The 25054-nt window shown below is 62.9% G+C and carries 14 protein-coding genes; 12 read left to right on the top strand and 2 right to left on the bottom strand.

Annotation, left to right across the window (positions count from 1 at the left end):
* The gene (locus tag PMI07_RS30985; protein ID WP_024164321.1) at positions 1-3453 is read left to right on the top strand and encodes a YhaN family protein; all 3453 of its coding nucleotides are present in this window, start codon (positions 1-3) and stop codon (positions 3451-3453) included.
* Here the strand turns inward: PMI07_RS30985 and PMI07_RS30980 are convergent.
* Complete coding sequence (locus PMI07_RS30980; RefSeq protein ID WP_007757828.1) at positions 3450-4301, bottom strand: DUF6030 family protein; 852 nt, start codon at positions 4299-4301, stop codon at positions 3450-3452. The two genes, PMI07_RS30985 and PMI07_RS30980, sit on opposite strands and share 4 nt — an antisense overlap.
* Positions 4302-4714: 413 nt before the next feature.
* Between PMI07_RS30980 and PMI07_RS30975 the strand changes: the two genes are divergently transcribed.
* The 4 genes from PMI07_RS30975 (at position 4715) to PMI07_RS30960 (ending at position 15847) form a co-directional block, all read left to right on the top strand.
* The gene (locus PMI07_RS30975; protein WP_037088743.1) at positions 4715-5902 is read left to right on the top strand and encodes a polysaccharide biosynthesis/export family protein; all 1188 of its coding nucleotides are present in this window, start codon (positions 4715-4717) and stop codon (positions 5900-5902) included.
* A gap of 247 nt (positions 5903-6149) precedes the next feature.
* The gene (locus PMI07_RS30970) at positions 6150-13604 is read left to right on the top strand and encodes a type I polyketide synthase (RefSeq protein ID WP_007757826.1); all 7455 of its coding nucleotides are present in this window, start codon (positions 6150-6152) and stop codon (positions 13602-13604) included.
* Positions 13604-15034 carry an aminotransferase class I/II-fold pyridoxal phosphate-dependent enzyme gene (locus PMI07_RS30965; RefSeq protein ID WP_007757825.1) on the top strand — a complete coding sequence of 477 codons (1431 nt, stop codon included), beginning with the start codon at positions 13604-13606 and terminating at the stop codon, positions 15032-15034. Before PMI07_RS30970 ends, PMI07_RS30965 begins: the two co-directional genes overlap by 1 nt.
* 27 nt (positions 15035-15061) lie before the next feature.
* On the top strand, positions 15062-15847 hold the full coding sequence (locus PMI07_RS30960; protein WP_037088741.1) for an SDR family oxidoreductase: 786 nt from the start codon (positions 15062-15064) through the stop codon (positions 15845-15847).
* A gap of 13 nt (positions 15848-15860) precedes the next feature.
* Here PMI07_RS30960 and PMI07_RS30955 read toward each other — a convergent pair whose 3' ends face one another.
* Positions 15861-16646, bottom strand: coding sequence for a metallophosphoesterase (locus tag PMI07_RS30955; RefSeq protein ID WP_024164320.1), 786 nt, complete (start codon positions 16644-16646; stop codon positions 15861-15863).
* A 443-nt stretch (positions 16647-17089) separates the two neighbouring features.
* On the opposite strand from PMI07_RS30955, the gene PMI07_RS35890 reads away from it, so the two are divergent.
* The 7 genes from PMI07_RS35890 (at position 17090) to PMI07_RS30925 (ending at position 25037) form a co-directional block, all read left to right on the top strand.
* On the top strand, positions 17090-17266 hold the full coding sequence (locus PMI07_RS35890) for a hypothetical protein (RefSeq protein ID WP_245277259.1): 177 nt from the start codon (positions 17090-17092) through the stop codon (positions 17264-17266).
* Between the two features lie 30 nt (positions 17267-17296).
* Positions 17297-18160: a polysaccharide biosynthesis/export family protein gene (locus PMI07_RS35885; protein ID WP_348626260.1), complete on the top strand. Its 864-nt coding sequence runs from the start codon at positions 17297-17299 to the stop codon at positions 18158-18160.
* A gap of 66 nt (positions 18161-18226) precedes the next feature.
* Positions 18227-20503: a GNVR domain-containing protein gene (locus tag PMI07_RS30945; protein ID WP_024164318.1), complete on the top strand. Its 2277-nt coding sequence runs from the start codon at positions 18227-18229 to the stop codon at positions 20501-20503.
* Positions 20504-20763: 260 nt separating this feature from the next.
* The gene (gene gmd, locus PMI07_RS30940) at positions 20764-21867 is read left to right on the top strand and encodes a GDP-mannose 4,6-dehydratase (protein WP_007754611.1); all 1104 of its coding nucleotides are present in this window, start codon (positions 20764-20766) and stop codon (positions 21865-21867) included.
* Positions 21860-22831, top strand: coding sequence for a GDP-L-fucose synthase (locus PMI07_RS30935; protein WP_007754613.1), 972 nt, complete (start codon positions 21860-21862; stop codon positions 22829-22831). The genes gmd and PMI07_RS30935 overlap by 8 nt, the downstream gene beginning before the upstream one ends.
* Positions 22831-24138, top strand: coding sequence for a WcaI family glycosyltransferase (locus tag PMI07_RS30930; RefSeq protein WP_007754615.1), 1308 nt, complete (start codon positions 22831-22833; stop codon positions 24136-24138). Before PMI07_RS30935 ends, PMI07_RS30930 begins: the two co-directional genes overlap by 1 nt.
* A complete protein-coding gene (locus tag PMI07_RS30925) occupies positions 24135-25037 on the top strand; it encodes a hypothetical protein (protein ID WP_007754617.1) in 903 nt (300 codons plus the stop codon). Before PMI07_RS30930 ends, PMI07_RS30925 begins: the two co-directional genes overlap by 4 nt.
* Positions 25038-25054 lie beyond the last annotated feature (17 nt).

Here is a 25054-nt window from a genome sequence, read left to right as displayed (position 1 = left end):
ATGCGTTTCAATCGCCTCGACATTCTGCGCTATGGCGCGCTGACCGACCGGATGCTCATCTTCCGGCCTGATGCCCGATTGCATGTGATCTACGGACCGAATGAGGCCGGGAAATCCTCGGCGCTGTCGGCGATCTCCGATCTGCTGTTCGGTTTCCCGAATGCCGCCGAATACAGTTTCCTGCATGATGCGACTGCGTTGCGCGTCGGCGCTGCGATCACGACGCGCGACGGGCAGACGCTCGAATTCCGCCGTCGCCGCGGCCGCAAGAATACGCTGCTTTCCGCCAGCGAGTCGGAAGAGGCCTTGCCCGAGGATGCCCTGGCGCCGTTCCTCGGCACCCTGTCCCGCGATGTGTTCGAACGCGCCTTCGGGCTGGATTCCGCATCGCTCAGGGCCGGTGGCGAGACGATGCTGAAAAGCGGCGGCGAGATTGGCAGCCTGCTGTTTTCCGCCGCTTCCGGCCTGACCGGGCTTTCTGACCTGCGCAAGTCGTTCGATGCGGAGGCCGACGGCATCTATGCGCCGCGCCGCTCCAAGGACCGGCTGTTCTATCAGGTGCTCGACAGCCACGACGAAGCCCGCAAGGCTGAACGCGACAACGAGCTGAAATCCGGTGACTGGAAGAAGCTGCTCGCCGAACAGGGGGAGCTCGACGCGGACCTCGCCGCCGTGCAGGCCGAACGGCAGGAGACCAAGCGCGCCCTTGATCGCTTGAGGACATTGATGCGGCTGGAACCGGTGCTGCGGGAGATCGACCGCGAGCGGGAAGCCCTGACGCAATACGAGGCATTGGCTCCGCTGCCGGCCGGCTTCGAGGACCGGCTTGCCGCAGCTCTGGACGCTGAGCGCAAGAACGCCGAGGCGCTTAAGGCCGCGGACGCCGAGGCATTGCGTCTGCGCGATGAGATCTCTGCCGTGCATGTTGACGAAGCGTTGATCGCCGCTGCGCCCAGAATTGTTGCTGCTCATGCTGATAAGGGTGCTTACGTCAATGCGCGGGAAGACATCGCCCGGGTGCGCGGCGAGGTCGACGATTTCGACCAGCGTATCGCCCAGTCGGCCCGCCGGCTCGGCTTTGGCAAATTCGAAGAGCTTCAGCGCGCCCAGCCGGCCGATGCCGATCTCGTGCGCCTCCGCAAATTGGTCGAGGAAGGCACCGAGCTCGATCGAGGCCTAAAACAGCTGCGCCAGCAGATCGAGGACGCCCAGGATGTTGTGCGGCGGCTTGGAGACCAGGGTCGTGACGGCCGCCTGATCGACCCGAAACCTTGGGCGGAGCAGCTTGCGGCACTGCGCCCCGAGATCAACGAACTCTCCAGCATCGAAACCCTGCAGGTGCGCGTCGCCCGGGCGGAAAGTGACCTCGCCGTAGCTGCCGCTCGCCTCGACCCGCCAGTCAAGGATATCCCACGCCTTCTTTCGGTGCCGCTGCCGGATATCGCGACGCTTACCCATCATCGCCGGCTGATCGAGGCAGCGAAGACGGAAAGCGTGCAGGCGGCCCAGAAGCTCGCCGGCTTCAGGGACGAAGCCAAGGCGATCACCAGCCAGCTTGCGGCCCTGGAAGGACAGGGGAGGATCGTCTCCCGCGAGGATATCGCAGCGGCAAGAGCCGGCCGAGACGAGAAGATCGATGCGCTCGGGACAACGCCATCGGCCGATAAACTCAGCGAGTTGAAGATCGCGGTTGGGGAAACCGACCGGCTGGCCGATGCGGCGCTCGCCGATGCCGAGCGTGTGTCGCGCCATGCCCAGCTCACCCTGCGACAGCGCGAACTGCAACAGGCGATCGGCGCTGCCGAGATCACTGCCAAGGAAAGCGGCATTGCCGCCGCCGACGCGGTCACCGAATTCGAAGATCTTTTCCATGCCGCACCCGTCGCGCCGTCAACGCCGGAGCGGATGATCGACTGGCGACGTGCCGTCGATGGGCTTTCGCTGCTGTCGGGCGCATTGAACGAGGCGCGCGATGAGCTGGAGACGCTGCGCCTCAGGCAAGAGAAACTCAAGCCGGCCCTGCTGGCGCTGGCCGATGCGGTCGGTCTGGCCGCGGCGGCTCTTCCGCCGCCCGCTCTCGCCCGCGGGCTCGAACGCCGGATCGGCGAACTCAACGAGCGCTGGACCGAAAGCCGGTCGCTGGAAGGCAAGCGTCACTCCGCCGAAGAAGCCTTGGAAAAACTGGAGGAGCGCGAGACGGTCCTCCGCCGTGATATCGAACTCTGGCGTTCCACGTTTTCCAATGCGGCAGTCCTGGCGGGTCTTCCGGAAGACGCGACCGTCGATATGGCTCTGGCGGCGCTGGATATCTGGCGCACCGTCCCGGATCTGCTTTCCGAGCGGGAAAACCGCGACCGGCGCGTGCGCGGCATGACGCGGGACATGGAGGATTTCGAAACGGAGGTGCGCAGGATCGCCGCCGAAGTGTCGCCGGATCTTGCTTTGCTGCCGGCCGATGTCGCAGCGGGCATGCTCAACGACCGCGCCATGGGCGCCAGGACCGCCGCGAACCAGCAGGCAACGCTCTCCACGGCGCTGGAGCGCGCGGAACTCGCGGTCGCCCGCCATTCGGCAGAGGCTGAGGCGCTTTTGGCGGACCTGCGCAGCCTTGCCTCTGCCGCATCCACGGAAATCGAGGAAGCCGCTGGCCTTCTTCGTGATCTTCACGAGCATAACCGGTTGGAAGCGAGCCTGGCACAATGCCGTACCCGCTTTGCGGAACAGGCAGACGGTGCAAGCGAGGACGAGGCGCGCGCCGCACTCGCTGGTTTTGACAGGATCGCCGCGGGATTGGAAATCGAGAGGCTGGATGCCGAGGATGCCCGCCAGGTCGAGCGGATGAAGGCGCTCGGTATCGCGGGGGCCGACAGCGAACGCCGCCGCCGCGAGCTCGAAACCGGCATCGGCGCCGAACGCGCGGTCTTCCAGAAGTTCGCAGCCGAGACGGAGGCAAAGGATCTCGCGCGGCGCTGGGTGGTACTGAAACTCGCGGCCGGCCTTCTGGCCAACTCTATGGAAGCCTATCGCGAACGCCAGGCCGATCCGGTCATGCAGCGGGCAGGGCAGGTCTTTGCCGATCTCACTGGCGGCCGCTTTTCGCGCCTCGTCCAGATCTATGACGAGAAGGATGAGCTGCAGCTCGCGGTCGAGCGCAAAACCGGCGAGCAGGTGCGGCTTGATGGATTGAGCGAGGGCACCGGCGACCAGCTCTACATGGCGCTGCGCCTCGCCTTCCTGGAGGATTATTGCAGCCGCAACGAGCCGGCACCGCTGATCCTCGACGACATTTTCCAGACCTTCGACGACGAGCGGACCGCCGCCGGCATCCGTACTCTGGCGGCGGCTGGCGAAAAATTCCAGACGGTGCTCTTCACCCACCAGATGAGCCTGGTCGAGACCGCACGCCGCGAGCTGGGCGACGGGCTCGACCTCGTCCAGTTGGAAAGAGCCTAAGAGGCGGATTGCCCGGGAATAGCGTTGCGCAGCGCCAGGCAGCCGACAGGCATGTGATAGATCGGCGTCGTCCACCTGTCCGGCGGGGGCGATGGGTGCTCGCCGCAGCTCGCCGTCTGCCGACGCGGCAGGATCAGCAGATTGTAGCGTCGCGCGTCGGTGATCTCCCGGCTGAACGTCATCCGGTAGTTTTCGACGATCGAGCTGAACTCGGTGCGTCCCGCCAGTTTCTCGATCAGGTAGCTGCGCGTCTCCGGCGTCATCGGCAGGCCGAACCGCTCGGTGGCGCCGATCGCCTCGCTGAGCACGGCAAGCTCCATGGTCAGATCCGTCAGGCTGACCTTGATGCGAAAGCTGTTGACGATGTCGGGCTCGACGCCGCGGGCCTGGATGAACAGTGCAGCCGGTTCCGGCGCAGCATTCCCGAACGTCTCGAAGAACAGACATTCCCAATCGTTGCCCGAACGGGTGAAGGTGGGCGCCGTGCCCCTGTCGTCCCGCAACAGCTCGCAGCGTTCCTCGGCGGAAAGTGCCGAGGTCTTCTCGAACACCGCCATCCGTTCGAGGCCTGCATTGAGGAGCCAGGGCGGATAATGCTCGACCGGGGGCAACGCTCTCTGCCGGCCGATTCGCAGGGGCGGCGCCGGCGGGGCGGGGAGAAGGTATTGCTCCAGGGCGAATTGCCGGACGAGCCGCTTGTAGTTGCTGCCATTGTTGACGGCGAGCACGGTGGTCGCGAGTACCGCCAGCACGACGGCAAGGAAGAGGCCGAACACGAGAACGGCCGAACGCTGCCTGCGGCGCCGATCGGCTGGTGTCAGTATGTCTGCCTTACCCTCTTCCGGCATGGGCTCCATTTCCGATCGAGGATCGTCGGGCGGTCGGCCCGCGGATAACATAATACGGGATAACCTCAAACCGCTCCATCTCCATGCGGCAGCGGGAGCTTATGCGGATCGAGCGGCCTTGCAAGGAAAGTGATTCCTGCTTCCACTCGCGTTCCCGAGCGGTGCCCGTCGCCGGCCCGTTAACCACGTTGATTAGAAGGCATTTAACTCAACTTGTTTAGGTTCGCGTCCTGGTACTAGTCTGTCGCCGGACGATGGCCATAAAAGCGCACAGGATTTTTATTTTCCGGGGCTCCGCGCAATCCGGCTTGTTGTTCAGGGCCCGGTGTGCTTTTGAGGGTCGGTCGGATTCAAACAGGTGTTTGTGCAACCTCCCGCGCACGCACACCGGCGTTGATTTTGGAGTATCGAATTTGGTTCGAATGACCGCGATGATGATCTGTGCAGCCTTGGCTGGTTGCCAGGCCGTACCCGGCGAAGGACCATTGACGGCTGATATCAAGGCTGATGCCGGTCAATCTCCCGAGCAGGTCGGGCGCATCGATGCGGCCGTGTTCGATATAGTCAATGTCGACAGTCGAACCGCAAAGCTGGTGTCTGAATATATTGCCACAGCCCTCAATCGCCGGTTCGGAATTGGCGGAGGCGTTGGCCGGGTGGTGATCGGTGTCGGTGACCAGTTGAAGATCAGCATCTTCGAAGCGGGAGCGGATGGGCTGTTCTCCACAAGCGAATCGAAGCAGACGAATATCGATGTCGTCGTCCAGCCAGACGGGACTGCCGCGATCCCTTACGTCGGCGCTGTGCGGTTTGCGGGAAAGACACTCGAAGAAGCCCGCCAGGCCATTCTGTCCGCATTGACGAGCAAGGCCGTCGAACCGGATGTTATCGTCAGCAGCGTAAACACCGCGTCGCGAAAAGTCACTGTTTCCGGCGCCGTCGCAAATTCCGCTCAGGTTCCGCTTGGCCTTGTCGGCGAAAAGATTACCGACGTGATCGCCAAGGCGGGCGGCCCGACGGGACAACCGTACGAAACCTATGTTACGCTTGTTCGTGGTCGCAAGACCGGGGTGGCACTACTGTCCTCGGTCATCGATAACCCGTCCGAAAATATCTTCGTTCAGCCGGGAGACCAGATTTTTGTCTCTCGCGATCCGCGGACGTTCACGCTGCTCGGATCGGTTAAGACGAATGGACGCGTCAACTTCGGCGCCAGCGATCTCAATCTGCTCGAAGCGGTGGCGCTCGGAGGAGGCGGCAACGACACTGCTGTCGATGCCAAAGGTTACTTCCTTTTCCGGTACGAAGAGCCGGATGTCGTCATGAGTCTGCTCGGCACGCAGCGCTTCAACGAGTTGCTGAGTAAGGGAATGAAGCCGGATAGAGTCGGTCGTTATCCGATCGTCTACAGTTTCGACATGACCCACCCGGACAGCCTGCTTGTCGGCCAGACGTTCCCCATCAAAAATCGCGACGTGATTTATGCGTCTCGTCATATGAGCGTCGACCTGCGAAAGTTCCTGACGCTGATCGGTGCGCCCCTCGGCATCGCGTCGCAAGGGGCTGGTGTGGCGTATAATCTAGACCGGCTCGGAAACTGACCAAGGGTCAGGGAACTTTTCAGACTGCCCTGTGGCGGGAATATTAGATCTCCCACCTCTTTGGACGGACTTGCATGGTGGTGCAACCGATGGTTAATTCGCGTTTCACAACCCCCAGAAATCCATATGCAGGATTGAATATCCCGAGGTTTTTTCGTGACAACCCTTATTAAGTGTGTTGTTAAAGTTATCTGGCGAGATGGCCTGACCCCTCTGCCACACTAGATGTGACGAACACCGAGTGACCATGACGATCGAGATCATCGGCAGGGCCAGCGTTGCCCCAGGCGCAAATTCTGTACGGGAGCTGCAGAGGGTTCTGAGCGAGGGATTGTGCACAATCACTCGGATACCGGATGATCGTTGGGACAGCGCCCGTTTCTGGCATCCCGCACAGGGCATTCCCGGAAAGACCTATACGTTCGCCGCTGGCGTGCTCGATGATATCTATGCGTTCGATCCGGCGGTCTTCGGCCTGTCGCAGCGCGAAGCGATGCAGATGGACCCGCAGCAGCGGGTTCTGCTCAACCTGGTGTGGCAGGCGCTCGAAGATGCCAATCTGCCGGTCAGCAAGCTCGCGGGCGAGCGGGTCGGGGTCTATATCGGCGCATCGAGCCTCGAAAGCGGCAACCTTCTGTCCGAGGATCCGGCCGCCGGCAGCCCCTATTTCATGACCGGCAACACGCTGTCGATCGTCTCCAACCGCATCTCGCATGTCTTCGGCCTCAAGGGCCCGAGTATGACGATCGATACGGCCTGTTCGTCGTCGCTGGTCGCCCTTGATCAGGCGGTCGCAGCCCTTGAAAGGGGCGATATTGACACGGCGATCGTCGGCGGCATCAACCTGCTCGTGCATCCGCTGTCCTTCGTGGGGTTCGCCCAGGCGCGGATGCTGTCGCCGGAAGGGCTCTGCCGGGCCTATGATACCAACGGCCATGGCTACGTACGCTCGGAGGGTGGTGTTGCGATCGTTCTGCGCCGCTCCGATCGGGCGCGGCGGGAAGGCGACCGCAGCCATGCCCGGCTGCACGCAGTCGCGGTCAATTCCTCCGGCCGCACCAATTTCATCAGCCTTCCGTCCCGCGAAGCCCAGGCGGCGCTGTTGCGCTCGATCTACGAGGACGGCGCGATCGACGTGAATCGTCTCGCCTTCGTCGAGGGGCACGGCACTGGCACGCGCGTCGGCGATCCGGCCGAAGTCTGGGCGATCGGTACCGTGATCGGCAAGAAGCGCCGCGCCCCGGTGCCGATCGGTTCGATCAAGACCAATATCGGCCATACCGAGCCGGCCTCGGGCCTGTTCGGCTTGCTGAAGGCGATGATCGCGCTCGAAGACAATTTCCTGCCCGCATCGCTGCATATCGAAAGGGTCAACGAGGATATCGATTTCGATAGCCTCAATGTCCGGGTGACCACTTCGGCGGTCAAGCTGCTTCCTGCCAAGGAGCCGCGTTTTGCCGGCATCAACTCCTTCGGTTTCGGCGGCACCAATGCGCATGTGGTGATCAGCGATCCCGAGCGGATTACGCCGGTCGATCCGCCGAAGGGCGAGGGTGCCCTGTTCGTTGCAAGCGCCCATACGGCTGCGGCTCTGTCGCGGCTGCTCGAAGATTACCGGAACCGGCTGTCCGCCTCGGCGCCGCAGGAAGCCCGTCGCATCATCGGTTCGACCGCTGCCAACAGAGACGCGCTGCGCCATCGGTTCGCGGTCGAGGCCAAGGACAGCGAAGGTGTCCTGAAGGCGATCGAAACACATATTGCCGGCGAGGCTTCGCAGGGCGAGCGCGGCGAGGCTCCGGCCCAGGCTGCCAGGATCGCCTTCGTGTTTTCCGGAAACGGTGCCCAATGGGCGGGCATGGGCGTCGAGGCCTATCAGGAGAGCCGGCATTTCCGCCAGTGTTTCCAGTCGTTCAGCGCGCTCTTCGAATATCATCTCGGCGAGAAGCTGACGGATGTACTCGTCGCGCCCGACCTTGCGCTTCGCCTTGGCGATACCAAGATCGCTCAGCCGCTGCTTTTTGCGGTCCAGGCGTCCCTCTCGGATTGTCTCGTCGCTCTCGGCGTGCGGCCGGATGTGGTGTTCGGCCATTCGGTCGGGGAAATCGCCGCAGCCTATGTGGCAAAGGCCCTGACGGCGGCGGAGGCGGTCGCGATCGTCGCCAAGCGCTCCCGCTACCAGGATCTTTTTGCCGGCCAAGGCAAGATGGCCGCCGTTGTCATGAACGAAGAGGCCGCGCTTGCCTTTGCGAGAGCGAACGGTCTGGACGAAATCTGCGTGGCGGCGATCAATGCGCCGAACTCGGTAACGATTTCCGGTCCGACCGACGAGATTCAGGCATTCCGCGATGCGGCCCGCAAGGCCCAGATCGTCGCCCATGTCCTCGATATCAACTACCCGTTTCATCATCCGATCATCGACAAGGCGAAGGACGCCTTCCTTGCCGATCTGCCGCAGATAGAGCCCGAAACCGGCACCTGTACGTTCGTTTCGACGGTTACCGGTGCGGTTCAGGACGGCCAGGGACTGGATGCCGAATATTGGTGGCACAATGTCCGCGAACCGGTGATGTTCAAGGCCGCTGCGCAGGCGGCGATGGACATGGGCTGCAATCTGTTTATCGAGATATCACCGCGCCCCATCCTGTCGAATTACGTTGGCGATATCGCCAAGCAGAATTCCGTCCCGGCCGTGGTGACTGCGACGCTGCAGCGCGAGACGCCGGTGCCGGGCAGGGATCCGGTCGCGCAGTCTTTTGCCCGCGCGGTCGCGCACGGCGCGTCGCCGCTGCTGTCGCGCCACAGCGGCAAGCGCAACGCTTTCGTCGATCTGCCGGGTCTGCCGTTCGAGCCGATCGATCTGCAGAGCCTGTCGACGACCGACGAAATCGACGTGTTCGGTCGCAATGCCAAACTTCCCTACACGCTGCTCGGCTGGCGTGCCGATCCCAATGCGGCTCATTGGAAGAACCATATCGACGCGCGGCTTTTCCCCGATCTCGCCGAGCATGTGGTGGATTCGCGCCCTATCCTGCCGGGCAGCGGTTTCATCGAAATCGCTGTGACGGCTGCGCAGCGTTATTACGGCACCGATGAGGTCGAGATCTCCAACCTCGAAATCGTCCGGCCGCTGGAACTGCGCCAGGACCGTATCGTCGAGCTTTCGACGCTATTGTCGCCGGAGACCGGCTATATCGAGATCCGCTCGCGCGAGCGGCTGAGCCATGACGATTGGACGGTTCACGCAGTCGCCCGCAGCCGCCGCCCGATCGAAGCCGAAGCCGACGTGCCGATGGCAAGGCCTGCCGGCGCGCAGGGCTCGGTGGTGACATCGGACGAAGCTTACGAGACTGCCGAGCGCTTCGGCCTTCAATACGGTCCGTGCTTCCAGCTCCTATCCAAAGCCACGTCCTTCGGACGCACCTTCATCGAGGTGGATCTGAAACCGGCGGAAAAGCCGGCTCATCCCTTTGTCGAATACAACCTCAATCCGTTTTCCGTCGATGCGGCTTTCCATGGCCTGGTCGCGCTTTTCGGCGCGCTTTCCGGCAACGAGGCCGGCGCGCCCTATATCCCCGTTCGCTTCGGCTCGATCCGGGTGTCTGGCAAGGGTGGCCCGATCGCCAAGGCACGGATCGAGATCGAACGGTTCAGCGGATATTCGATCAAGGTCCGCTTCCAGATGTTCGACGCGGTTGGAAATCGTGTCGCGGCCTTCGATGATTGCCGTTTCCGGCGCACCTCGCTGCGCCGTCATCACACACTGGCATCCGTTGCATTCCACTATGAAAGCGTTCCGGCGTCGCTCGCGTCCTCGCGGGACGAGCAGGGGTTCGATGCTGCGCATATATTCGCGGCCGCCAAGTCCCGACCGTCGGACAACGCGACCCTGCTGATCGACGCGGCCATCTACCGGGCCTGTCATGAGATTGCCGCGACGGTCGCCGATCATCGCGGCATCGTCTCGACCCGTCGTCTTCCGGGTGATACGCCGTTCCGTTCGTTCCTGACCAATTGCCTGTTCATCCTCGAAGACGCCGGGATTGCGACCTCGGACGATGGCGAGTGGCACGTTCCGCGCGACTTCACCCTGCCGCCGGTCAGCGAGATCTTGCAGGAAGTCTACCGGGAGGATGCGGGCCGCGTCGCCGAAGCGGTACTCGTCAACAATGCCTATTGCGATGCGCTGGAGCGCCTCTCTTCGGCATCTCTCCACGATCACAGTGAGAAGGGTGCGAAAGCCGACAATGTCAGCGAAGCGACGCTCGACCACGTGCTCGTCCATTCGCCGCTTGCCGGCCGCCGCCTGTCGGCCACGGTCGAAGCCGTCGAAACAGCCGTCGCCGCGCGCAAGGGCGAGGTTCGCCATATCCTCAAAGCCGGTTCGACGTCGGTGGCGCTGAGCCGCCGTCTCGCGACGATCGCCGCGCAAAACGGCGCGACGTTGACGATCGCCGAGCCCCGGGAAAGCGTCCGCCGCACCCTCGAACTTGCTTTCGAACACGATGTCCACGTGACGCTGCCGGAAATGGACAAGCTCAAGGCGCTGCCATCAGCCGACCTGGTGGTTGCTGCCGGTACCCAGAGCCAGAAGCTGCTGTCGGGCCATGACGAGGTGCGGGCAGCTATCCGTTCTGCCGCCGCCAATGGCGCCGTTCTTCTCTTTGCCGATCGTGCCCCGTCGGCATTCAACGATTTCGTCTTCGGCCAGTCGGACGGCTGGTTCGAAAACAGCCAGTCCCCGGAATTCCCGATCGGCCAGCTCGGAGCCGCGCCTCAGGTTGAGGATCTGATCGGCGATCTCGGTTTTGTCCGGCCGCATGTGGAAGAGCGCGGTTATCCGGAAGGGGCGTTGCTGCTGGCGACCGCTTCTGCTGCCGTCGCTCCGCAGGAGATCACCTCCTTTGCGCCTGGAAGCCCGGTTCTGCTGCTTGCCGAGCGGGCTGATGCTGCAATTTCCTTTGGCGTCGTAAAGGTCGATACGCTCGGTGCCGATTGCGGCGAGGCAGAGCTTGGCGAAGCCTTTGTCCGTTTCGAAGACCAGCCGCTTCGGTTGATCTATGTGGCTGAACGCAGGGGCACGCGTGACGTCTCGGTGCTGGCTGAGGACCGCTTGCGGACCTCCCGTTCGCTTGCGGAGTCTCTGGTTGCCTATCTTCGCGAAGCCGGAATCTTCGCGGCAAGACCGAAACTCGCAATCCTGGCGCCCGGCGGATCGCCGCTGGCTGGCGAGCGAACGGACGAGGCCAATGCCGGCCTCTGGACCTTCGCCCGCGTGCTGCAGAACGAATACGATCTGTTCGATGTGCACCTGCTGGATGCCGAAACCGATCTCCCCGCAACGTCTGCGGCATTGACGGACATATTGTCCGCTTCCACGAACAATCGCGAATGGGCGATCGTCGATGGCCGGCTTCGGGAAATCCGCGCCGCCACCGGTCCGTTCCCGACGTCCGACGTCCTGGTCTCCGATTTTCCGGCGGCGACGATCCGGCAGCTTGTCAGCAGCCGCGTCGACAGCATTGCCTGGGAAGCCTGCGATCTTCCCGTGCCGGACAAGGACGAGGTGGTGATCGCGGTCGAGGCGACCGGTCTCAATTTCCGCGACGTCATGTGGGCGATGGGCCTGCTGCCGGAAGAGGCGCTGGAAGACGGCTTTGCCGGCGCCACGATCGGCATGGAGCTTGCCGGTCGCGTGGTCCAGGTCGGATCTGATGTCAACGACCTTTATCCGGGCGACCGGGTCATGGGCATCGCGCCAGCGGCGTTTTCGACCCATGTCCGGGTTCGCCGCGACGGCGTCACGAAATTCCCCGACCGGCTGAATTTTGCAGCCGCCGCCACAGTGCCCGTGGCCTTCCTGACCGCCTACTATGCGATGGTCCAGCTCGGCCATATCGAGAAGGGCGAGACGATTCTCATTCATGGCGCTGCCGGCGGCGTCGGTCTCGCCGCGCTGCAGATCGCCAAGCTCAAAGGCGCGACGGTGATTGCGACAGCCGGAACCGTCGAGAAGCGCCGCTTCCTCGAAGCGCTCGGCGCCGACCACATCTTCGATTCCCGTTCCCTCGATTTCGTCGCACGCGTCCGCGGCGTGACGAACGGCGAGGGCGTCGATCTGGTTCTCAATTCGCTGTTCTCGGAAGCGATGGAGCGCAGCATCGAACTGGTCAAACCGTTCGGCCGCTTCCTGGAACTCGGCAAGCGCGACTATTATTCCGACCGCAAGATCGGGCTGCGGCCATTCCGCCGCAATATCAGCTATTTCGGCATCGACGCTGACCAGCTTCTGGTCAGCCTGCCGGCGGTGACGAAGAAGATCTTCACCGAGATCGGCCGCCTGTTTGCCGAGGGCAAGCTGGCGCCGCTTCCCTACCGCGCCTTCAGCCATGACGAGATCGGCAGCGCCTTCCGGCTGATGCAGAATTCCGGCCATATCGGCAAGATCGTCGTCCGTCCGCCGGTTGCCGGAAAGGACAAGGTTTTGGCCACCCCTGGCAAGCCGCTGCGCTTCTCCGAAGGCGGCATCTTCCTGGTCGCCGGCGGCATTGGCGGTTTCGGCCTTTCGGCAGCGGAATGGCTGGTCGCCAAGGGTGTACGCCGCATCGCGCTTTGCTCGCGCCGCGGCATGGCCGACGATGCGACGCATGCGGCAATCGCCGTCTGGCACAAGAAGGGCGTCCATGCGACGGTCCATGCCTGCGACATCACCGACGAGACCGCCACCGCCGTTCTGCTCGAGCTCCTGCGCAGCGAAGGTCCGGTGAAGGGCATCATTCATGCAGCCATGGTGCTCGACGACGCGCTGCTCTCCAACCTGACGCCCGAACGTAACAAGCCGGTCGTCGACGTAAAGGTGAAGGGCGCCGAAATCCTCCACCGCCTGACCTTGAAGGACGAGCTGGAACTCTTCCTGCTCTTCTCCTCGGCCACCACGATGATTGGCAATCCCGGCCAGGCGAATTACGTCATCGCCAACGGTTATCTCGAAGGCCTGGCGCGCGCCCGCCGTGCCGCCGGTCTTCCGGCGCTCGCCGTCGGTTTCGGCGCGATCGCCGACACAGGTTTCCTCGCCCGCAACAGCGAAGTCAACGAGCTGCTGTCGAAGCGCATCGGCAAGACGGCAATGAAGGCGCGCGAAGCACTGGAACAGGTCGAGCGCTACATGGTTGCCGATACCGGCAGCATCGGCGCTGCTGCGGCGATGATTGCGGAAGTCGATTGGAATGCCGTGCGGATGCTGCCGATCTCCCGGAGCGCGATCTTCGAGACGGTGCTGCGCCATGCCGGCAGCAGCAATGCGACGGCGGAAGGCGACACGATCGATCTGGAAGAGCTGATCCGCGGCAAATCAGCGGAGGAGGCGCAGCAGATCCTCCATACGCTGGTCGCCGGCGAGATCGCGGCGATCCTGCGCGTCACCGAGGATACGATCACCCCGGACAAGATCCTGAAAGAGATCGGCCTCGACAGTCTGATGGCAATGGAGCTCGGCATGGGCTTCCAGCAGAAGACCGGCTTCGATATCCCCTTAAGCGGGGTCGGCGACGACACCACCGTCGGCGATGTCGTCACGCGCTTGCGCGAGCGCGTATCGACGCATAGTGATGAGACGGAAGACGCGGCGCCGGCTGAGAACGGCGTTGTCGACAAGCTCGTGAAGAGCCATTCCGTCTCAAAGCAGCAGAAAGCGGCAGCGCATTGATGAGCAAAGGTCCGGATGACGAAACAACCCCGGGGCTCGGCACCGAGGGAAAGCGCGGCTTGCTGGACAAGATGCGCCGGACGAGCGAAGCCTCCGGCCGCAACCGTGCCGCACGGCTGAACCGCCAACCGCCGGCGCCGGTCCGCCAGGCGCTTCGTTTCGATGAATTGCCGGAATATCAGCGTGTCCAGCTTCAGCGCATGGCCGGCGAGATGATCGGCGTCGCCAATCCCTTCTACCGCTCCCACGACCGGGCCGCCGGTGCGACGACCTCGATGGGCGGGCGCGAACTGATCAATTTCGCGTCCTACGACTACCTCGCCACCAATACCGATCCGCAGACGGTGGAAAAGGCCAAGGCCGCGATCGACCGGTTCGGCATCTCCGCCTCGGCGAGTCGTCTCGTCGCCGGCGAACGGCCGGTGCATACGGACCTCGAAGCGGATCTCGCATCGGTCTATGGCGTCGATGCGTCCGTCTGTTTCGTCAGCGGATACCTGACCAATGTTGCGGCGATCAGCTGTCTGATGGGGCCGCAGGATCTCGTCATCCATGACGAGTTCATCCACAACAGCGCGCTTGCCGGCATAAAGCAATCCGGCGCGACGCGGCGCCTTTTCCGGCACAACGATACCGACAACCTGGAATCCGTGCTGCGGACGCTCTCGGCCGAGTTCCGGCGCATCCTCGTCATCGTCGAGGGCGTCTATTCCATGGACGGCGATATCGCCGACCTGCCGGCGCTGATCGAACTGCGCTCGCGCTACGGCTTCTGGCTGATGGTGGACGAGGCCCATGCGCTCGGCGTGCTGGGAAAGAGCGGCCGTGGCACGTTCGAACATTTCGGGCTCGATCCGCGCGATGTCGATATCTGGATGGGAACGCTCTCCAAGACCACGTCGAGCTGCGGCGGTTATATCGCCGGCTCCCAGGCGCTTGTCGATATTCTGAAGGCGGAAGCGGGCGGGTTCGTCTACAGCGTCGGTCTGGCGCCGGTTCTGGCGGCGGCTGCGTGTTCCGGACTGCATATCCTGCGCACCGAACCGGAACGGACCGAAAGGCTGCACCGCAACGGTGCGCTTTTCCTCGAATGCGCCAGGACCGCCGGCCTCGACACGGGCCTCAGCGTCGGCTTTTCGGTCGTGCCGGTCATCGTCGGCGATTCCTTGCGTGCCGTGCAGCTTTCCAACGACCTGCTGGAAGAGGGGATCAACGTCCTGCCGATCATCCACCCGGCGGTGCCGGAAGGCATGGCCCGGCTGCGCTTCTTCATCACCTGCGACCATACGGAGGAACAGATCCGCCATTCGGTCGAGGTCACCGCCCACAAGTTGAAAGATTTACAGGATCGCAATTTCGGCCTAGCGTCGCTGGACATGGAAAAGGTCATGCAGCTGCAGCCATTGCTGCAGGCAACGGGCAAACTCTGAGCTGCGAGCCAGGCCGGGACGGATGGGATCATGCATGTCGTCGTCACCGGCGGATCGAGCGGCATCGGCCTGGAGGTGGCAAGGCTCTATGCGGCGCGCGGCTATCGGCTGACGCTGATTGCCCGCGATGCCCCAAGGCTTGAAAAGGCCCGCGAGGAACTTATCACGACAGGGCAGGTTTCGGACGTCGATATTCATATTGCAACCGTCGATGTCGGCGAGGATGCCGATCTGTCGGCAGCCGTCGCTGCGGCAGAGGCGGCGCTGGGACCTTGCGACGTGCTGGTCACGTCGGCGGGCATTGTCGAGCCCGGCAGCTTCGAAACGCTGTCGAGCGAGGCCTTTGCCGCGCAGGTGACAACCAACCTCATGGGCACGGCAAATGCCGTCCGCGCGATCTACAAGGGTATGAAATCGCGCGGAGAGGGCCGGATCATGATCGTGTCCTCAGGCGCGGCGCTGATCGGCATCTACGGTTATGCTGCCTATTGCGCCTCCAAGGCGGCGCTGACGGGGTTTGCCGAAGCGCTCGGCATGGAGGCCGCAGGCTCAGGTGTCCGCATCTCCATCTGTTATCCCCCGGATACGATCACGCCGCAGTTCGAGAGGGAAATGCTGACCCGGCCACGGGAGGCGAAAATCGTCATGGGGGCGGCCTTGCCCTGGACGGCGAAGGCGGTGGCGGAACGGATTGTCCGCGGCATCGACCGGGGCACGCCGAGGATCTATTTCGGTTTTTCGATCACCGGGCTCGGATTGTTCGGTTCGTTGATCAAGCCTCTGCTGTTCTGGTGGTACCAGCGCCGGTTCTGAGATCCGCTGTCCTTCACAGGAACGAGAAGCGGCCCCCGTCGATCTTGAGGACCGTCAGCCTGCCGGAATAATAGGCGCCGGTATCGATGCCGATCCGGCCAGGTCCAAGGTCGGGTTCCGGGTGCGGCGTATGGCCGTGGACGACCAGAAGCGGCAGCTGCGGCCCGGCGGCGAGAAACGCCTCGCGGATCCAGAGCATGTCCTCCTCGCTCTGGTGTTGCAGCGGTATCCCCGGCCTCAGGCCCGCATGGACGAAGACGAGCTTGCCGATCGTGAGGCTGACCGGAAGATTGGCGAGGAACTTCCGGTGCGGCACCGGCACGGTTTCCATCAGCAGATCGCCGAGCTTGGCGCGGTTCCTCTTTTGGCGCGTGCCCAGATTATACGGGTCCATGCCATAGGACAGAAGCGTCTGTTCGCCGCCCATTCCCAGCCATTCCGAATAACGTTCCGGATCGTCGACGAACTTCAGGAAAATATCGTCGTGGTTGCCGCAGAGCGGAATCCGCCGCAAGCCGTATTGGCTGGGTCTGATCAGGTGTTCCAGGACATGGCTCGAAGCGGGGCCTCGGTCGACATAGTCGCCGAGCAGGATCACCATTCCGGGACGGTGGTTCTCCGCCATGTCGTGGGCGATGCGAGCCTCGGCATCCCTGAGTTCGTCGATGCAGCCATGCACGTCGCCGATCGCATAGATCGGGTAGGTGGGCGGGTTCTGACCGAGGTCGATCCGGCGGCGGCGAGGCCTGACCGGTCCAGCCGGGCGGCGCCTCGAAAACCAGTCCGTCAACTTTCGCATGCTTCCCGCCATCCGCCTGATATGGACGATCCCGCCGACAAGGAGAAATGGATGCCCGAAGGAGTGTTAACAACATCTGAAGCCCGGACTGTTGGGCGCAGGGATCGTCGCCGCCATCTCTGTGGGACAATTGCGCACGCCACAAGTCCGTTCGACGGCGTTCACCGCACAGTGCCTGTATTCTGTGGATAGGAAATTGATTAACCATCCATGTTGTTGATCTGCCACACTCCGCCGATTTCTGATTCGCCCCCTGCTTACCCCTTAGAATTACCGGGTCCACTGATCGGCTAAACCGATACCATACTTTGGGTTGTATGGCGGGGCGTATGCTGAGTTCCTTGAGTGCTGTTTTAACGCTTGCTACTGTTGCGTTTCTGTCCGGCTGTACGGGACTTCCGCGGTCGGGGCCGGATCCGTACGCCGTTGAAGCCAATGCAACCGTGACGGCTTTTGCCGCGGCTGGCAACAAGGCCGGCATCGACTACGCGCTTGTCGATATCAATCGCACCGTCTTGGCCCATCTGCCGAAATCGGCGAGGCCGAGCTTGAACGCCGGGTTCGGCGGTGGCGGCAACGCACCACCGCCATTGACCCTCGGTATCGGCGATGTCGTTTAGGTCTCCGTTTTCGAAGCGCAGAGCGGTGGCCTGTTCATTCCCGCCGATGCGGGCGCGCGTCCCGGCAACTACATCACCCTGCCGAACCAGACGATCGGTCGCGACGGCACGCTGAGCGTTCCTTACGCCAACAAGGTGAGGGCGGCAGGCCGTCCGGTCGATGCCGTGCAACTCGATATCGCCGAGCGACTGGCCAATCGCGCCATCGAGCCGCAGGTGGTGATTTCGACGGTGATGAGCCGCTCGATGGGCGCGTCCGTCCTCGGCGATGTCAAGCAGCCGAAGAAGATCGAGCTCAGCCCGGCCGGCGAACGTATCATCGATGTGATTTCGCAGGCCGGCGGCTTGAGCGTCCCGGATGAGGAGGCGACGGTGACGCTCCAGCGCCGCGGCCGCCGCGTCACCGTCGCCTACCGGACGCTGAGCGATCATCCGCAGGAGAATATCTATGTGCAGCCGGGCGACACGATCTTCGTCGATCGCAATCGCCGGACCTTCCTCGCCTTCGGCCTGACCGGCGAAAGCGGACGATTTGATTTCGAAGACTCCGACCTGTCGCTCGGGGAGGCTTTGGCCAAGGCCGGGGGCCTCATCGACGACAAGGCCGAACCGCAATCGGTCCTGCTTTACCGCGTCACGGACCGTGATCTTCTGCGCGATATCGGCGTCGACGTGAGCCGGTTCGGAACCCGGGACGTGCCGGTGATCTTCCGCGCCAATCTGCGCGATCCGGCTGCGTTCTTCGCCGTCCAGCAATTCCCCATGCAGGACAAGGACGTGCTCTACGTATCGACAGCCGATGCCGTCGAGCTCGTCAAGTTCCTCACCATCCTCAATTCGGTCACCGCTTCCACCCGCGATATTGCGAGCAGTCATGATGCCTGGCGCGACTGACATTCAGGCCGCTCGCGGCGGTTCCATACCGGTGCTTTGCACCCCTCAGATCGATGGGGCGAAGCGATGAACCAGCGGCCTGTTTTTCTCACGCGCCAACAAACGGAGCTCCGGGAGGAAGAGGCTCCGGAACTGGATCTGGACCGCCTGATCGCCATCGCCCGGCGGCAGTGGCGGGTGGCCGGCCTCTGCGTCGCGTTATTCATGGTGTTCGGCCTGGGTTACGTCCTGACCGCGGTACCCCGATATACCGCGAGAACCAGCGTCCTGATCGACCGGGGCAATCGGCAGGTCGTCGAGCAGCTGTCGACGATCGGCGGGGTGCTGGACGACGAGGCGTCGGTCCTCAGCCAGGTCGAGCTGCTGCGATCCGAGACGATCGGCCTGTCGGCGGTCGACCAGTTGAAGCTGCAGGATGATCCCGAATTCATGGCTAGCCGCCGCAACCCGGTGCTTGCGGCAGTCTCGGACATACGGGCGATATTCAACGTCAGGCGATGGTTGGGCGGCGTCAGTCCGTCACGGCTCGACCAGATCGAGGCGAACCGCCGCCAGGCGCTCGCCATGCTCATCGGCAATATGAAGGTTTCGCGCGTCGGGCGATCCTACGTGCTGGAAATCTCTTTCACGGCCACATCGCCGCGCCTTGCCGCAGCGGTCGCCGGGGCGATTGCGGATGCCTATCTGACCGACAAGCTGGACGCCAAATACGATGCCACAAGGCGCGCCGGCAACTGGCTGCAGCAGCGCATCGAGGAATTGCGGCAGCGCTCGCTGGAATCGGATCTGGCGGTCCAGAGGTTTCGCGCCGAAAACGGCCTCGTCACGGCCAATGACAAACTCGTCTCCGACCAGCAGCTCACCGAACTGAACAGCGCGCTGATCGCGGCGCGGGCGGATACCGCCAGGGCCCGGGCGCGTTCCGAACGCATCGAGGCGATCATCGCGAGCGGCGAGACGGACGCGATCGTCACCGATGCGCTGGACAGTTCCGTGATCAGCTCGCTGCGCGAAAAATATCTGGAGTCGTCGAAGCGGGAGGCCGAGATCTCAAGGCGGCTGGGGGAGGGGCACGTCCAGGTCACCCGCCTTCGCCAGGAAATGACGGAATACAACAGGCTGATGTTCGACGAGCTCAGGCGGATCGCCAGGAGCTATCAAAGCGAGCTCGAAGTTGCGCAGTCGCGCGAGCGCCAGATCACGCAAGGCGTGCGGGATGCCACCGATATCAGCGTCACCGCCGGCGAAACGCAGGTGCAGCTGCGGGAGCTCGAACGGGCCGCCGAAACCTACCGGAACCTCTACCAGACCTTTCTGCAACGTTATCAGGAAGCCTTGCAGCAACAGTCTTTCCCTGTCACGGAAGCGCGGATCATCTCCCGCGCCGTGCCGCCGACGGGGCCGAGCGAGCCGCGGCTGTCGCTGGTCCTGGCGCTCTGCCTTGCGCTCGGCTGCGGTGTCGGCGGAGCGGTCGGGGCTTTTCGCGAATTCCGGGACCGGTTCTTCCGCACCGGTGAACAGGTGAGGGACCTTCTGGGCCTCGAATATCTCGGATCGGTACCGCTGGTGGAGCCGCCGCCAGGCAGGAGGCCGCCCGCAGAGCCGGTGAGGGGAGAGGTCTACAGGAAAAACGAAGTGTCCGGTTTTGCAACCGAGCATCCGTCGTCCGCCTTTGCCGAGACGCTCCGCAGCGCCAGGATCGCGGCAGACGTCCATATCGAGAGGCCCCACAAGGTCATCGGTTTCGTCTCCGTGCTGCCCGGCGAGGGGAAATCGACGATCGCCATGAATTTCGCCCAGGCGCTTGCCGGAAGCGCGAGAGTTCTGCTGATCGATGCGGACCTGCGCAATCCGGGCGCCACGAGGGCGCTCGGCCAGCATGCGGAAGAAGGATTGCTCGAAGTTCTATTGGAAGGCCGTGCGCCGGCCTCCGCGATACTGACCGATCCCGATACCGGCCTGAGATTCCTTCCGGCTTTCGTCAGGCGGCGGATACCGCATTCGTCGGAACTGCTGGCATCGGCCGCGATGGCCAGGCTGCTGGCGCAGGTCGCCGCCGAGTTCGATTATGTCGTTCTCGACCTGCCGCCGCTCGGCCCCGTCGTCGATGCGAGGGCGGTGGCGCCCCGCGTCGACGGCTTCATCATGGTCGTCGAATGGGGCGGGACATCCCGAAAGGCCGTCAAGGATACGTTGAATGCCGAACCACAGATCGCCGGCCGCTGCCTCGGTGTGATCCTCAACAAGGTCGATGCCGGCAGGATGAAACTCTACGAGGGATACGGATCGTCGGATTACTACGCGTCACGCTATACGCACTATTACCAGGAAAACACGTCCTGATCCGATGCCGGTTTCCATCGATGCCGCAACCGGAATGAAAACGAGAAGGAAGGAGCCTGACAACCACCGATGATCTTTTCTGAAGCGCTTGGCCGCAATGTTTGGCATAAGCCCCGAATGGTACGAATCACTGTATGTCTCGGATTCGCCGCATTCCGGGGGGCATCACAACGGTGTTCCCAGCACTCGCGACTGGCACATTGCACGCACGGACGTGCACGTTTCACTTAAAGACTGACGGGTTCCGTTAGGGGGATATGATGACTGAGAATGTGAAGAGCAACGGCAAGGTAGCATTGATCACCGGGGTAACGGGCCAGGACGGCGCTTACCTTGCGGAACTGCTGCTGGCGAAGGGCTATACGGTCCACGGCATCAAACGGCGCTCTTCCTCGTTCAACACCACCCGCATCGAGCATCTTTACGAAGATCCGCATGTGGCTGACCCGCGTTTCATCCTGCATTTCGGCGACATGACGGATTCGACCAACCTCATCCGCGTCGTGCAGGAAGCCCAGCCGGACGAGATCTACAATCTGGCCGCCCAGAGCCATGTGCAGGTCTCGTTTGAGACGCCGGAATATACCGCCAATGCCGATGGTACCGGCACGCTGCGCCTGCTCGAAGCGATCCGTCTCCTCGGCCTTTCCAAGAAAACCCGTTTCTACCAGGCCTCGACCTCCGAGCTTTACGGCAAGGTGCAGGAAGTGCCGCAGAGCGAGACGACGCCCTTCTATCCGCGCTCGCCTTACGCCGTCGCCAAGCTCTATGCCTACTGGATCGTCGTGAACTACCGCGAGGCCTACGGTCTCCACGCCTCGAACGGCATCCTGTTCAACCATGAAAGCCCGATCCGCGGCGAGACCTTCGTCACCCGCAAGATCACCCGCGCCGCCGCCGCCATCCATCTCGGCCTGCAGGAACGCCTCTTCCTCGGCAACCTCGATGCCAAGCGCGACTGGGGCCATGCCCGCGAATATGTGCGCGGCATGTGGCTGATGACGCAGCAGGACCAGCCGGACGACTATGTTCTGGCGACCGGCGAGACCCATACGGTGCGCTCCTTCGTCGAAAAATCCTTCGCCAAGGTCGGCATGCCGATCGAGTGGCGCGGCGAGGGCGTCGATGAGAAGGGCTACGACACGACGTCGGGCGAATGCGTCGTGGCGATCGATCCGCGCTATTTCCGCCCGACCGAGGTCGATCTTCTGATCGGCGATCCCACCAAGGCGCACCAGAAGCTCGGCTGGAAACACGAGACCAATCTCGACCAGCTCGTCGCCGAAATGGTGCGTGAGGATCTCAAGGTGATGGCGCGCAACGTGCCGACCTCAGGCGGCAACAAGGGGCTCTCCCATGCCTGAGACGATCTACAGCCTTGCCGGAAAGAAGGTCTATGTCGCGGGACATCGCGGCATGGTCGGCTCGGCGATCGTCCGGCGTCTCGCCTCGGAAGGTTGCGAGATCCTGACGGCGACGCGTGGCGATGCCGATCTGACGCGGCAGGACGAGGTCGAGGCCTGGATGGAGAAGAACCGTCCGGACGCGGTGTTCCTGGCTGCCGCCAAGGTCGGCGGCATTCTTGCCAATGACAGCTATCCGGCCGACTTCCTCTACGACAACCTCATCCTCGAGGCGAACATCATCCAGGCGGCCCATACGGTGGGCGTCGAAAAGCTGATGTTCCTCGGTTCCTCCTGCATCTATCCGAAATTCGCGGACCAGCCGATCACCGAGGAGTCGCTTTTGACCGGCTCGCTGGAGCCGACCAACGAATGGTACGCGATCGCCAAGATCGCCGGCATCAAGCTTTGCCAGGCGTATCGCAAGCAGCATGGTCACGACTTCATCTCCGCCATGCCGACCAATCTCTATGGCCCCGGCGACAATTTCGACCTGAAGTCCAGCCATGTCATGCCGGCGCTGATCCGCAAGGCGCATGAGGCGAAGACCGGCCACCTTCCGGACATTACCGTGTGGGGCACGGGCACGCCGCGCCGCGAATTCCTGCATGTCGACGACTGCGCCGATGCCTGCGTACACCTGATGAAGACCTATTCGGCCGAGACCCATGTCAATGTCGGGTCCGGCGAGGACGTCACCATCCTGGAGCTCACGAAACTGGTCTGCAAGGTCGTCGGTTTCGAAGGTGAGATCGTCCACGATCTCACCAAGCCCGACGGCACGCCGCGCAAGCTGATGAGCGCGAACAAGCTGCGGGGGCTCGGCTGGTCGCCGCGGATAGGGCTGCAGGAGGGCATAACCGATGCCTATCAGGCCTTCCTCAAGGGTGAATATCTCGAGCGCAAACGCGGAGATGCTGCCTGATGACAGCAACCGCCCAGCCCCTCAGCGACGAATGCGAACAGACGTTCGACGCCGCACTGGGTCTGGCCACGGCAGCTGCCACATCGCCGCGCAAAAGCGTGGTCGTCTATGCGATGAACTACGCGCCGGAAACCGCCGGCGTCGGCAAATATACCGGCGAGATCGCCGAATACCTGGCCGCCGAGGGCATGGACGTCACGGTGGTGACGACCCCGCCGCATTATCCCGGCTGGGCCGTCCAGCCCGGATATCGCAACCGCTATTCCTTGAAGATCGAAGGCCGCATCACGGTGCTGCGGGCACCCCTGATGTTACGGCGGAAGATGGGCGGCATCTGGCGGCTCCTGGCACCGCTCTCCTTCGCGCTCACATCGGCGCCTTTGGTCTTCTGGCAGATCCTGCGCCGCCGCCCGGTGACCGTCTTCTGTGTCGAGCCGACGCTGTTTGCCGCTCCTGCGGCCCAGATTGCCGCCAGATTGATCGGCGCGCGTACCGTGCTGCATGTCCACGACATGGAAGTCGATGCCGCATTCGCCGTCGGGCATTTGAGCTCCAAGGCCTGGCTGAAGACGCTCGGCCATGTTTTCGAGCGCGGCGTGCTCGGCGGGTTCGACCGGCTGATCACCATTTCCAACCGCATGGCCGAAGGCCTCATCCTGAAAGGCGTCCCGGACGCCAAAGTGTCCGTCGTCCGCAACTGGGTGGATCTGGCTCATATCCATCCGATGGAAGAGGTGAGCCCCTATCGGGCGGAACTCGGCTTCGGCGCCAAGGATTTCGTCGTCCTCTATTCGGGCAGTATCGGCGCCAAGCAGGGCCTCAACGTTCTCCTCGACGCAGCCGAGCGCCTGAAGGATGAGCGGCACATCCATTTCGTGATCTCTGGTGAGGGCCCGCAGAAGCCGGAACTGGAGGCCCGTTACGGCCACCTTGCAAATGTCCGTTTCCTGGCCTTCCAGCCCTATGCGCGGCTGAACGCGCTGCTCAACATGCCGGATCTGCATGTGCTGCCGCAGGACAGAAGCACCGCGGACCTCGCGCTGCCTTCCAAGCTCGGCGGTATGCTGGCCTCTGGAAAACCCGTCCTGGTCACCGCCGACGAAGGCACCGAACTGGCGCAATTTGTCGAGGGGGTCGTCTACCTGACACCGCCCAACGACCCGGAAAACCTCGCGGCCTGCATTTTTCGCGCGATGTCCGAGCGGTACGCATGGCAGCCGCATTCCCGGACGGCTCTGGTCCAGAGCCTGTCGAAACGGCCGGCCATCCTCGCTATTAGGCAGCTGATCGACGGCGGTGAGCCATGAGGGTCGCCGGCCACATCCTCGCCTACAACGTCGATCGTTTTCTGCCGCACGTTGTCGAGAACTGCGGCCGTTTCGTCGACAAGATTTTTATCGTCTGGCCTGAGCGTCCCTGGGACTATGCGCCTGCCTCCCGTGCTGCCAAGAGAAATCCGACGACCAGAGAAAAGGTGGAGGAGGCGATCGCTTCCGCCCGCGCGAAGGGCGTAACCGCCGAAATCGAGGTCATCTGTAGTGATTTCAAGACTGAAGAGGATACCCGCAACGACTGCCTCGATCGGGCGATCGGCGAAGGTTATGACTGGCTGATCATCCAGGATGCGGACGAGTTCTATTCCGACGTCTCCTGGGAGGCGCTGCTGAAGTTCATGGCGGCCGATCGCGGGCACGACCGGATATTGACCCCATGGCATAATTTCTGGAAGACGCCCGAACTGGTGCTGACCAGCGGCAACGGCTCGATCCGGGATGTCAATGCGGGTTTCGCGATCCGCTGCAGGAGCGGCGTCCGCTTCGAGACGGCGCGGAAGACCACTTCGGCCGCGACAATCCTCGTCGATGAGCCTTGCTACCACTACGGCTATGTCATGAGCGATGCCGAGATGTGGGAAAAGATCACCACCTGGGGACATGCGCATCAGGTGAATGCGCAAAAATGGTTCCGGCTGAAATGGCTCGGATGGACCCCCGCCCATTCCTACCTTCATCCGGTCACGCCGCTGTTCTGGCCAAAGGCGATCCGGTTTCTGGGCAAGCAGCCTCCCTTCGCCTCCCATTTCATGAACCTGAGCCAGGAAACCGCGCCGCTGGGCTTCATCGATGTCCTGGAAAACATGCTTCGCGACTGTGTGACGGACGTCCGCATCGTCGCGCGAAAATTATTGAGAAGGTTAACCGTGTAGCCGTAGGTCGCGTTTTC

It is taken from the genome of Rhizobium sp. CF080, from assembly GCF_000282095.2.
Classification (GTDB): Bacteria; Pseudomonadota; Alphaproteobacteria; order Rhizobiales; family Rhizobiaceae; genus Neorhizobium.
The sequence above is the reverse complement of the archived record's forward strand: the minus strand, read 5'-3'. Positions and strand labels throughout refer to the sequence as shown.

Coding starts and splice junctions, on each gene's coding strand:
- PMI07_RS30985 (WP_024164321.1), top strand. CDS start 1: ATGCGTTTCAATCGCCTCGACATTCTGCGCTATGGCGCGCTGACCGAC.
- PMI07_RS30980 (WP_007757828.1), bottom strand. CDS start 4,301: ATGCCGGAAGAGGGTAAGGCAGACATACTGACACCAGCCGATCGGCGC.
- PMI07_RS30970 (WP_007757826.1), top strand. CDS start 6,150: ATGACGATCGAGATCATCGGCAGGGCCAGCGTTGCCCCAGGCGCAAAT.
- PMI07_RS30965 (WP_007757825.1), top strand. CDS start 13,604: ATGAGCAAAGGTCCGGATGACGAAACAACCCCGGGGCTCGGCACCGAG.
- PMI07_RS30955 (WP_024164320.1), bottom strand. CDS start 16,646: ATGCGAAAGTTGACGGACTGGTTTTCGAGGCGCCGCCCGGCTGGACCG.
- PMI07_RS30945 (WP_024164318.1), top strand. CDS start 18,227: ATGAACCAGCGGCCTGTTTTTCTCACGCGCCAACAAACGGAGCTCCGG.
- gmd (WP_007754611.1), top strand. CDS start 20,764: ATGACTGAGAATGTGAAGAGCAACGGCAAGGTAGCATTGATCACCGGG.
- PMI07_RS30935 (WP_007754613.1), top strand. CDS start 21,860: ATGCCTGAGACGATCTACAGCCTTGCCGGAAAGAAGGTCTATGTCGCG.
- PMI07_RS30930 (WP_007754615.1), top strand. CDS start 22,831: ATGACAGCAACCGCCCAGCCCCTCAGCGACGAATGCGAACAGACGTTC.
- PMI07_RS30925 (WP_007754617.1), top strand. CDS start 24,135: ATGAGGGTCGCCGGCCACATCCTCGCCTACAACGTCGATCGTTTTCTG.